This is a genomic window from Nocardia carnea NBRC 14403 (assembly GCF_000308515.1).
GTDB lineage: Bacteria > Actinomycetota > Actinomycetes > Mycobacteriales > Mycobacteriaceae > Nocardia > Nocardia carnea.
Genome location: NZ_BAFV01000058.1, coordinates 108,990 through 119,818 on the forward strand (window position 1 = coordinate 108,990; position 10,829 = coordinate 119,818).

At 66.4% G+C, this 10,829-nt stretch carries 7 protein-coding genes and 1 pseudogene; 6 read left to right on the forward strand and 2 right to left on the reverse strand.

The features are described from left to right. Window positions 1–57 precede the first annotated feature (57 nt). Window positions 58–2,268, reverse strand: coding sequence for a hypothetical protein (locus tag ON22_RS22200; protein WP_156052263.1), 2,211 nt, complete (start codon window positions 2,266–2,268; stop codon window positions 58–60). 454 nt (window positions 2,269–2,722) lie between these two features. Between ON22_RS22200 and ON22_RS22205 the strand changes: the two genes are divergently transcribed. From ON22_RS22205 to ON22_RS22230, 6 genes and pseudogenes are all read left to right on the forward strand, one after another. After that, window positions 2,723–3,166 carry a GyrI-like domain-containing protein gene (locus ON22_RS22205; protein WP_033243495.1) on the forward strand — a complete coding sequence of 148 codons (444 nt, stop codon included), beginning with the start codon at window positions 2,723–2,725 and terminating at the stop codon, window positions 3,164–3,166. Further along, window positions 3,163–3,618 (forward strand): effector binding domain-containing protein, encoded by a 456-nt coding sequence (locus ON22_RS22210; protein WP_033243496.1) that lies wholly within the window; start codon window positions 3,163–3,165, stop codon window positions 3,616–3,618. The genes ON22_RS22205 and ON22_RS22210 overlap by 4 nt, the downstream gene beginning before the upstream one ends. Window positions 3,619–3,888: 270 nt before the next feature. Then, window positions 3,889–4,665, forward strand: coding sequence for a hypothetical protein (locus ON22_RS22215; RefSeq protein ID WP_033243497.1), 777 nt, complete (start codon window positions 3,889–3,891; stop codon window positions 4,663–4,665). Beyond that, a complete protein-coding gene (locus ON22_RS22220; protein WP_051157940.1) occupies window positions 4,655–6,799 on the forward strand; it encodes an Rv1355c family protein in 2,145 nt (714 codons plus the stop codon). The genes ON22_RS22215 and ON22_RS22220 overlap by 11 nt, the downstream gene beginning before the upstream one ends. 67 nt (window positions 6,800–6,866) lie before the next feature. Further along, window positions 6,867–8,679: pseudogene (locus tag ON22_RS22225) on the forward strand (bifunctional diguanylate cyclase/phosphodiesterase). Window positions 8,680–8,767: 88 nt separating this feature from the next. Beyond that, window positions 8,768–9,895, forward strand: coding sequence for a glycosyltransferase (locus tag ON22_RS22230; RefSeq protein WP_033243498.1), 1,128 nt, complete (start codon window positions 8,768–8,770; stop codon window positions 9,893–9,895). A gap of 93 nt (window positions 9,896–9,988) precedes the next feature. On the opposite strand, the gene ON22_RS22235 is transcribed toward ON22_RS22230, so the two are convergent. Then, the gene (locus tag ON22_RS22235; RefSeq protein WP_231508507.1) at window positions 9,989–10,480 is read right to left on the reverse strand and encodes a DUF4254 domain-containing protein; all 492 of its coding nucleotides are present in this window, start codon (window positions 10,478–10,480) and stop codon (window positions 9,989–9,991) included. Window positions 10,481–10,829 lie beyond the last annotated feature (349 nt).

A 10,829-nucleotide genomic window follows, 5' to 3' on the forward strand; every position in this document is an offset into this window, starting at 1 on the left:
GGTGGCACGGTGGCACGGTGGATGGGCGGGCACCGGCTTCGGCAGCAGTCCGGGCGGCTACAGATCCCAGGGGTCGAGTCCGAGTTCGGGCAACGTGTGATCCAGATTGGTCAGTCGCTTCAGCGTGGCCGAGAGCTGGGCGAGATGCACGGCATTAGGCGCGTCGGAGTAGCTGCGGGCCTGGGCCAGATAATCGGTGGCCAGTTGGTGAGCGATGGCAGTACGTGTGTTCCGGCCGACCGTGTTCCATTCGTCCGGAGCGATATTCGCGCGCAATGCCCGGTCGGAATCCCAGTGTTGGCGGACGCGGGCGATGAATGCGTGGTCGAGCTGGGCACGGGGGTCGGGGGCGAGGGTGTGGCGGGCGAGGCTGTCGGCATCGCTGACGGCCTGAGCGGCGAATGCCATTTCGGCGTCCGTCCCGAGGTGGTTGAGCACCGCGTGGCCCGAGGCAACGGCCTTCTGCAACGGCGGGAACCCGTACGGGTTGCGGAAGCGTGTCTCGTTACGGGTCTGCCGTGCCCGCATATGGTGGTGGATCCGCTCGTGACTCGCCCCGGCATCCCGCAGTACCGCCGGCAGCATCTCGGCCGGCACCCGGTTGTTCTCGAGATACTTCAGCGCCCGGTTCAGACCGAGTTCGGTTTCGATACCGCCCCATGGCTCGGCTTCCTGCCGCGCCAGCAGGCGCCAGTTCTGCCGGCCCAGGGCGCGCCAACGATGTAATTCGAGCCGGTTTGCCGCCGTAGCGGCATTCACCCGCTCGTTGCGCATTTTGGCGGCAGCCAGCGGTTGCAGCGGACTCAGCGTGCGACCGAGCAGCCATGCAGTCAACGGTGAGGCGTTGACTGTGTTCAGTGCCGCCAGGCTCGCGATCACCCCCATCCCGGAACCGCCACCCGAACCCTTACCCCCACCGGCGCCGCCCATCCCGAGTGCGGACCCACCCGAGCCCGCGGGCGCACCCTGGACCGCGAGCGCAAACCGGTTGGCAGCCCACGCCGAACCACGTGTGAGGCTCTTCGACAAACGGCCCATCTGGAATATGGCGACGATTTCCACGACTGCGGCTATCACGATCACGGCGACCACTCGACCGTGGGCCTGCTGGAAAATATTGCCCAGTAGCAACAGGTAGATACCGACAAAGACGGTATATGCGCACATCCGGGCTGCCGCGATACCCGAATTCACCAGGTTCCGCACCAGGAAGGACTGGGTCGGACCGTAGACGAAACCACCGGCGGCGAATCCGAACACCGCCATGAACGCCTGGTAGATGGCATCGAGCGCCGCGCGCATCAGCCGAAGGGAGAGCACAACCGCGAACAACAGCAGCACGGCCGCCGAGACCAGGAGTATCAGTCCGGTACCTATCTGGCCCACTCGTGGATGAGCGGAAGTGACTGCAACCGTATCGCCACAGGAGCCGAGTTCGCGCTGGGTCTGCTCGGGATCACCGGCCGTCATCCCGGCCGACCACGCTGCGGCGCAGGCCTGCCGGTCATCGACGATATGCCCGAAGTTCCACACCTGGACCGGACGACGCGCGAAATTATCGGCCATCTCCCCCTGCAGGCTGCTCAGCACCAGGTCCGGATTCCGCGAGTCCGCCCCGTTGAGACCGGCGGCGACCGATATACCCAGATCACGCCCCCGGGCCAGCAGGCCGTCCGACCCCAGGGCATCGGCCAGCGGGGATACCAGGAAAAGCGGCCCCAGCACGGCGACGATCAGCATCGTCAGTGTCTGGGCGATGGCCCTGCTGTGATAGCCGCGCACCGTGAACCAGGCCACAAAGAATGCCCCGATACTCGTGGCCGTAATCAAGACCGCGGGAGTGGCGAGCCGGTCGGCGAACGTGTTCACTGCGCCCTGCAGCGCAGCGGCGAACAGGTCGAGCCAGGCGAAACTGAGCGCATAACCGATGAACCAGATCGCCGTGGTCACAATAACCATATAGCCGACGAATTCCAGGCCTATCAGAGTCCAGACCACCGTTGCGCCGGGGTCGAGGAGACCGCCGCGCTCGCTGACGAAGGTGTAATCGGCCAGCTCCACACCGGCGGAATCCCGGATATTCATCCAGGCGACACCGTCCATCCGGCTCGGCGCCGAACCACCCGCCCCGTCCTGGGCCGTGGCGACTGCACCCAGCCCGCCCGGAAAAACGGTGAGGATCGCTACCAGGAGGAGGCCGCGGAAGAGACGGCGCCGGCGCGGCCCCGTCCATGACGCCGGGAGTCCGCGGCCACCGAGAATACGCACTGCGGCCGGCCGTCAGAGCGCCGCGGCTGTCGCGCGTCCGGATATCGCGGGTAGCGCCCGCGGATCTGTGCTGCCGGTCATGTCGGCATTGATAATCACGCGGAATGAAGTTCAGCTGAACTGATAGTGGCGGATTGTGCCGACCAGGGTGAATTACGAAATAATATCGAGTGATATAACCAGCATTGAGAATACCGCTAGAATGCGCAAATAAAAGCTCCGGTGCTACGGGTTTTCCGAATTGATCCGGGGATTTACCCGGCAATTGCCGGACAACCGTCCAGTTTGCATATTTCGGTACACACTGACGGGTTTACACCGCACCGTCCCGGCAATCCACCGAAATCCGGCAGCCGCGCGGGCCGCCCGCACCGCCACCGGTTGATAGCATGGCGGATCCGGCCGACCACCCGGTCGGCTTGCCCACCAGGAGACATCTCGAAAGAGCCCTTCCATGCAGTTTGAAATCGTCGAGCGGGACGAGACGTGGGTGGCCGGACTTCCGGTACGCAGCCCCAAGCGCGCGCTCGGTGAACTACGCGACCGCGACCTCGAGGGCGCCTGGTCGTCGGTGCTGCATCACGAACTCGGCGGGCCACTGGCCACCGCGTACACGGACTACTCATCCGAGCTGGGGACCTACAACACCCAGATCGTCGGCTACGAGTGCCACTCCTTCGACGAGGTCACCCGCGGTCATATGGTGGCGCGCCTGCCGCGCGGTACCTATGCGAAGTTCTCCTCGGTGGGCAACTTCCCGCAGATCATGACCGGCCTGTGGACCCAGATCGCCTACGCCGAGGAACACAACCGGATAAACCGCACCTTCACCGGGGATTTCGAGTTCTATCCACACGCATACAAGATCGATCTGTACCTGGCGGTCGAGCCCCGATGACCTACACGATCGTGGTGCGCGACGAGTCGGTGTACGCCGGCCTGGTGGTGCCGAAGGTGCGCCCCAGCTTCAAGGTCAGCAACAGTGAACTCATCGAGTTCCTCAAGGACAGGCTCAGCGAACGGGCGGCCGAATTCGCCGGCTCGGCCGAGGCGGAGCGCCCGATGTACACCGTGTACGTGCGCACGCCCACGGGCACCTACAACGCCCTGGTGTGCTTCGAATATGCCGACCCGGGCGATTCCACCGTCGGCGATGTTCTCGTCCGCGTCCCGCGGGGCGTCTACGCACGATTCGTACCCAACGGCGACTACCACGATCCCGTCGAGGACGTATGGGCGCAGGTCGACGATGCCACGGCCTCGGCCGAGATAACTCGCGCCTACCGCGAGGAGATCGAACTCTGGCACGGCTCGGAATCAGTGGAGCTGTTCATTTCCATCGCCACGTGACAGCGGCTCGAACAATTCGTTGCCAAGCGTTAACCAACTCCGAACCAACCGGTCTCCTGGTAACCGAGCATTCTCGAACCACCTGGCCTGACCTGCGATAACAGCAGCATCTCGCAAGAGTTTTCGGAAGAGTAACCAGAGTTCTGGTCAATTGTGTTTCGATGACGGATACTGCACTGGGCACGTCGGCGAGCCGGGGCGTCGGACGAGCTGCTGGACAACATATCCCGTACCCCCACACGGGTGTACGGCGAAAGAGTAGGAACTGCCATGACTGTCGAAACGATCGCAGTCGGCCAGGAAGACCACCCGCGCCACGGCCTCGCAGCGGGATTTCGCGACAACGTCTCCGGCTACCGAATCTGCGCCACCACCCCCGAGCACTCCCCCGATCTCTGGCACCGCTACCTGGCCGGTGCACAGGACACCTATCGCCGCTTCGGCAACGAACAGGTACTGGATTACGACGCCGTCGCCGACGGCTCGTCGACGGCGTTGTTCTTCGCCGCTACCGACGCCGCCGGCACGGTGGTCGGCGGCGTACGGGTCCAAGGTCCTTACACCTGGGTTTCGGAGGTCGCCTCGCTCACCCCATGGGCCGGCCGGCCGGGCGCCGCGGACCTGAGCCTGATGATGGCCCGGCGCATTCCCCGGGGCGTAGTCGAATCGCGCGCGGCCTGGGTCGACCGCGATGCCGCCCGCCGCAGCGATCTGGCCGCCGCGATCTCGCGCTGTATAGCGCACGCGCCGCGGCTGCTGGGCGTGCGCTACGGCTTCGCGACCGTCGCCGACTTCACCACAGAACGACACCGCGCCACCGGGGCCGTCGTCGCGCAGGCGATCCCGCCCGTGCCGTACCCGGACGAGCGTTACCGAACAGTGCCGATCTGGTGGGATACCGGTAGCTATCACCTGTTTGCTGACAGGTTGCAGTATTTGATGATGCGTGGTGAACTTCGCGCTATGGGAGTAGCTGAACCGAGGTCTTCGCGGTCCATCCGGGCGCTGCGCCGCGGTGGGGAGGAATGCCGGTCACATGCTCGGTGAAGCAGATCTCGGGGTGGAATACCGCCCGCTGATCCTGAACCCGGGCGATCCCGACGACGAACGGGCACTGGCCGGGTTGCGCAGCACACCGCATATCGAATTCAACGATCTGCGCGGTTTGCTCGCCGCCGAGTTCGGCAGACTCAACGACCCCCCGGAAACCATGGAGGGCCCGGCGGACGACCGCTGGGTGTACTACCCGTGGCGGCGCAGCGTACTGGTCCTGCCGGGGCCACGGACCTTTCGCGCTATCCGGCTCGACCGCAATCGCAACAAACTCACCCGCGCCGAACAGGAACGGCTCCGCACCCTCACGGTCGGGGTCGTCGGGCAGAGCGTGGGGCATGGCATCGCCTACACCCTGGCCCAGGAGGGCGCGTGCGGGGCGCTGCGCCTCGCCGACTACGACGAACTCGAACTGTCCAACCTGAACCGGGTACCCGCCACCTTGTTCGATATCGGCGTGAACAAGGCCATCGTCACGGCCCGCCGGATCGCCGAACTGGATCCCTACATACCGGTGGATGTACGCGGCGGCGGGTTGGACGCCTACACCGTCGACGAATTCGTCGAGGGACTGCAAATCGTCGTCGAGGAATGCGATTCCCTGGATATCAAACTGCTCGTGCGGGAAACGGCCCGCCGCCGGCGGCTACCGCTGATCATGGAGACCAGCGACCGCGGCCTGCTCGATGTGGAACGCTTCGACCTCGAACCGGACCGCCCGCCTTTCCACGGCCTGCTCGGTGATGTCGCGGCCGACCAGCTGCGCGACCTGTCCACCCGGGACAAGGCTCCCTACGTCGTGGGTTTGCTCGGCGCACACGACCTGTCCGCCCGGATGGCGGGGAGTCTGGTCGAGGTGGGCGAGACCTTGAACAGCTGGCCGCAACTGGGCGGCGATGTAGTACTCGGCGCGGCCAGTGTCGCGACTGCGGTGCGCCGGATCGGGCTGGGCAGGCCGCTACGGTCGGGCCGCGTCCGGCTCGATATCGACCAGGCCCTCGACACCCTCTCCGATCCGGACCTCGATATCGACGGCCCCAGCGCCGATACCGAGGTGGACCCGGTGCCCGCCACACCGCTGGAGCGGATCCTCGATTGCGCGCAGCGGGCACCGTCGGGCGGAAATATCCAGCCGTGGACACTGCATACCGTGGGGCGTGAAATCCACATCACGCTCGACCCGAGGCATACCACTGCCCTGGACATCGGGTACCGCGGCAGCGCCGTCGCGGTGGGCGCAGCGCTGTACAACGCTCGGGTCGCAGCGGCCGCCTGCGATCGGCTCGGCCCCTACGAGCTCATCGAAGCCGTGGATCCCCCGCTCACCGCGATTCTCCATCCGGAAACCGGCACCGACCCGGTGCTGGCCGCGGATTACCCGGAGGCGCTGACCCGGGAGACCAACCGCCGGATCGGCCACGGCGGCCGGATCCCGGAGTCCGTCCTGGCCGGGCTCACCGCCGCGGCCGCCGCCGAGGGCGCACAGCTGCGGACCGCCGTCGATTCTGCGGCCCTGCGCGCAATGGCCGAGGTGCTGGCCGAATCGGACCGGGTCCGCTACCTGACCCCGCAGCTGCACACCGAAATGTTCGCCGAGATGCGCCGGCCCGGGGACGACCTCACCGACGGTATCGACACCCGGTCGCTGGAGCTGGCACCCGACGAACGAGCCGCTTTGCAGATCGGGCGGCGCGCCGATGTGATGGCCCAATTGCACAGCTGGTCGGCCGGTGCCGCACTCGGTGATTATGCCCGCGACCGGGTACGTTCCAGCTCTGCCGTCGTCGCGGTCACCTTCCGCCCGGAACCGGGCGTCCGGGGCGGCGGATTGGCCGGTTACGCCGGCGCCGGAGCGGCGGTCCAGCGTGTCTGGATCCAGGCGCAGCGGTCGGGCCTGGCGGTGCAGCCGATGTCACCGGTGTTCTTGTTTTCGCAAACCCGTACCGAACTGGATGCACTTTCTCCGGCGTACGCGGATAGACTGTCCACACTTCAGGGTCGTTTCCTGGAAATACTGGAAGTGCCGGAACAAGAAAGCGTGGCGCTGGTACTACGCCTGAGTTATGCGGCAGCTGCCAGCGTGCGGAGCAAGCGTCGCCCGGTACCGGGCGACGAGCTCCGCGGTTAGTGTGATCGGAGATCAGGTGCCTCGGCGGACACTCGACTCGCTGGTGACAGAAGTCGCCGCGGAGCTGATGGGCGTCGATTCGGCGACCATGGTGTCGGCGACCGAACAGGTGCTGGCCATGCTGATCGACTACTTCGATGTGGACTTCAGCTATCTGCGCCACAACGATCCCAAGACCCGGTCCACGGTGCTGGTCGCCGAATGGCCGCCGCGTCAGGACGTACCCGACCCCGATCCACTCAAGGTCGTCTATTTCGACCAGGCCGATTCGGTGTTCCGGTCGCTCGAGCACGCCACCGAACCCTTCCTGGTCCCGGCCAGTGCCGCCGACTATCAGCAGACCATCCACTCCGCGTCCGGGCTCGGCGATATCAGCTCCGCGGCCGTCCCGCTGGTTTCCCGGGGGAAATCCACCGGGCCTGCTCGGTTTCGTCAAGGTCGGCGACCGGGACTGGAGCAACCGCGAACTCAATGTGCTCAAGGCGATCGCCACCCTGTTCGCCCAGCTGCAGGCGCGGGTGGAGGCCGAGGAACAGCTCCGGTTCATCGCCCTGCACGACGATCTGACCGGGCTGTCGAACCGGCGTGCGCTACTCGAGCATATGGAACAACGGTTGCGGGCCGGAAGTCCCGGGCCCGTCGCGGCCTTCTTCCTCGACCTGGACCGGCTCAAGGCTCTCAACGATTTCCTCGGCCACACCGCCGGTGACAAGTTCATCCGCACCCTGTCGGAGCGGCTCCAGGACAATCTCGACCCCAACGATATGATCGCCCGCCTCGGCGGCGACGAATTCGTCATCGTGCCCGCCAAACCCATGGACACCGTCGCCGCCGAACACGAGGCGACCCGGATCCGGGAACTCATCAGCCGCCGGGTGACCGTCGGCGGTGAATCGGTGAGCCGCGGCGCCAGCGTCGGCGTAGCCGTCGGTATCCCGGGCGAGACCACCGTCGCCGATGTCCTGCGACGCGCCGATCACGCGCTGCTGTCCGCCAAATCCGGCGGCGGCAACGGGGTCGCCCTGTTCACCGACGCGATGCGCGCCCAGTTCGAGCTCCAGGACGATGTGGAACTCAATCTGCGCAGCGCCGTCTCCGACGGATCGCTGATCCTGCACTACCAGCCCGAAGTCGATCTGCGCACCGGCCGCATCGTCGCGATGGAGGCGCTGGTCCGCTGGCTGCATCCCACCCGCGGCCTGCTGCCGCCCGGTGCGTTCGTCACCGTCGCCGAGGCCACCAACCTGGCCGGTGAGCTCGGCCGCTGGGTTATCCGCACGGCCTGCGCGCAGTTCGCGCGCTGGCGCCGCCAGGGATTGGCGACCAATATGGTCATGCGGATCAACGTGTCCCCCGTACAGCTGGTGAGCTTGGACTTCGTCGAACGTATCGAGGACATCCTGCGTCATTTCGGGATCGACGGCAGCTCCATCTGCCTGGAGATCACCGAGCACGTGGTGGTGCAGGATCTGGCCCGCACCCAGGTGACGCTGCGCGGGCTCAAACGGATGGGTGTACAGATCGCCATCGACGATTTCGGCACCGGTTACTCCTCGCTCTCCCATCTGAAAGCGCTCCCTGTGGACGCGGTGAAAATCGACCGCGGATTCGTCCAGCGGCTCGGCGCCAGCACCGACGACCTCGCCATCGTGAAGTCGATCATCGGCCTGGCCGGGTCGTTCGGGCTCGGCGTGGTGGGCGAGGGTGTGGAAACGCCGGTCGCCGCCCGCACCCTGGTCGGCCTGGGCTGTTACCGGGCCCAGGGCTTCCTCATCGCCCGGCCGCTGCCCGCCGACGAGGTCGGTGAACATCTCAGCGTGGGCCGGATCCCGCTCAACCTCGATCTCCCGCGCTCCGGCCGCGGCCAGCCCGACCGCTAGCCTGCCCGGAGCAAATAACACCGGGTGTTAACCGGCTGTTCGACGGCCCGGTTCCGGCGGGCACCCGTGCCCGGCCACGATCGGCGGCGTGCGCATCGTGCAACTGGCCAACTTCTACGGACCACGTTCCGGAGGTTTGCGTACCGCACTGCACCACCTGGGCGACGGGTATGTAGCCGCCGGACACGAAGTAATACTGATCGTCCCCGGACCATGCCGCGCCGAGGAGATCCTGCCGGGCGGGGTCCTGCGCGTCACGCTGCCCGCACTACCCATCCCGTGGACCGGTGGCTACCGCGCCGCCGACCCGCGACGGGTGGCCGATACCCTCACCGGCCTGCGCCCCGACGCCCTGGAGGTTTCCGACCGGCTGACATTGCGCGGGTTCGGACGCTGGGCTCGGCGCCGCGGGGTGGCGGGAGTGATGATTTCGCATGAACGGCTCGACCGGTTGCTGGGCCAGATCATGCCGCAGCGGTATGCCCGCCGCCTCGCCGATATCGCCAACCGGCAGACGGCCGATCAGTACGACATGGTTGTCTGCACCACCGAGTTCGCCCGCGCCGAATTCCGGCGGATCGGCGCACCCAATGTCGAAATGGTGCCGCTGGGAGTCGATCTGGACCTGTTCAATCCGCACCGTCACGATCACGGCCTGCGGGCCGACCTCGCCGTGCCCGGTCATCCCCTGCTGGTGCACTGCGGGCGGCTGTCGGTGGAGAAACGGGTGGACCGCAGTATCGAGGCAGTGGCCGAATTGCACCGCCACGGAGTGGAAGCACGCCTGGTGGTCGCCGGTGACGGGCCACGGCGGGAAGCGCTGGAACGCCGGGCCCGCTCGATGCCGGTGCCGGCCGGAGGCGTACCCGCGGTTCATTTCACCGGTTTCATCACCGATCGCGCCGAAGTCGCCAGATTGCTGGCCACCGCGGATATCTCGCTCGCCCCCGGACCGCACGAAACCTTCGGGCTCGCCGCACTGGAGGCGCTCGCCGCGGGCACCCCGGTGGTGGCCAGCCGGTCCTCCGCTCTCGCCGATATCGTGACCGCCGATTGCGGCGCCGTGGCCGCCGACGAGCCGGCCGCATTCGCCCGGGCGGTCACCGATGTGCTCGCGCGACCGGCCGCCCAGCGGCGGGACGCGGCCCGGCAGCGGGCCGAACAGTTCACCTGGCCGGCAGCCGTATCGGGAATGCTGTCGGTACTGGACCGCTGACCGGCCGATTCATCGGTCGGCCGAGTGACTCGGCGCGGCACCCGTATTCCGTATCGCGGCGCCCGGTGCGCACAGGCCGGGCGCCGCGATAGATCACACCCGCGCAGGCAACCGCCGGCGGCCGCCGACGATATCGCCGATCAATTCGGTGTAGCCGTCGATCAATTCGGCCAGGCGGTGCCAGCGTTTACGCGCGTGCTGATCGCGCGCCCCGTCGGTTTCGATCACCTCGTTGGCAGATACCCAGCCCCAGGCCAAGCGGTCGATCACGGCGCCCAGGGTCTCGATGTGGATCATCCCCTCGCGCGGTAGTGATCCGCGTTCGCGAATCCAGTCGTCGATATCCTCCACCAGCTCGCGGCGGCGGTTGTCCACCTCGGCCACCAGCAGCGAGTCCCGCATGGTGGCCCGGCGCGCATGCAACGCCGCCAGCGCATGCGCCGAGCTCAGTAGATCGTGATCTGCGAATTCGGTCCCCTGGAAGCTGCACAACAGCTGTGTCGCCGTGGGCAGTCCGCCCCTCGGGGGGATTACCTGCCGCCCCGTTCGAACGTCACCCGGCACCATCACACTCTGTTCAAACATGATCGGCTCTCGATTCGGTCGTACCGCACATCGGATAGGTTTTGTTCAGTCGGTGACAATAGTTGATACACATCACTGCGCGCCGGAGAAACGCACTATTGCATTCGCTCTTTTGAGCAGAAGGCGCTCCCGACCGCACCCCGGCCGTCGAATGTCCTGCGCGCACAATTCGTTCAGGCGGTATAAACAGCTCGGCGACAACTGCAGATCGCGACCCCTTGCCATGACTGGCAAGAGAGGTTGGTTGCGCCAGCGCCCGAACTGCGAAAATGTACGACCCGAGTGTGATCCTGACGGCCCTACGACTCTTTCCGGATCGAGGTTCGCATACCGGCCGGCAGGACAGAGG

Bases quoted from the DNA above. Each gene is read 5' to 3' on its own strand.
- ON22_RS22205 (WP_033243495.1), top strand. From the start codon at position 2,723: ATGCAGTTTGAAATCGTCGAGCGGGACGAGACGTGGGTGGCCGGACTT.
- ON22_RS22210 (WP_033243496.1), top strand. From the start codon at position 3,163: ATGACCTACACGATCGTGGTGCGCGACGAGTCGGTGTACGCCGGCCTG.
- ON22_RS22215 (WP_033243497.1), top strand. From the start codon at position 3,889: ATGACTGTCGAAACGATCGCAGTCGGCCAGGAAGACCACCCGCGCCAC.
- ON22_RS22235 (WP_231508507.1), bottom strand. From the start codon at position 10,480: ATGTTTGAACAGAGTGTGATGGTGCCGGGTGACGTTCGAACGGGGCGG.
- ON22_RS22220 (WP_051157940.1), top strand. From the start codon at position 4,655: ATGCTCGGTGAAGCAGATCTCGGGGTGGAATACCGCCCGCTGATCCTG.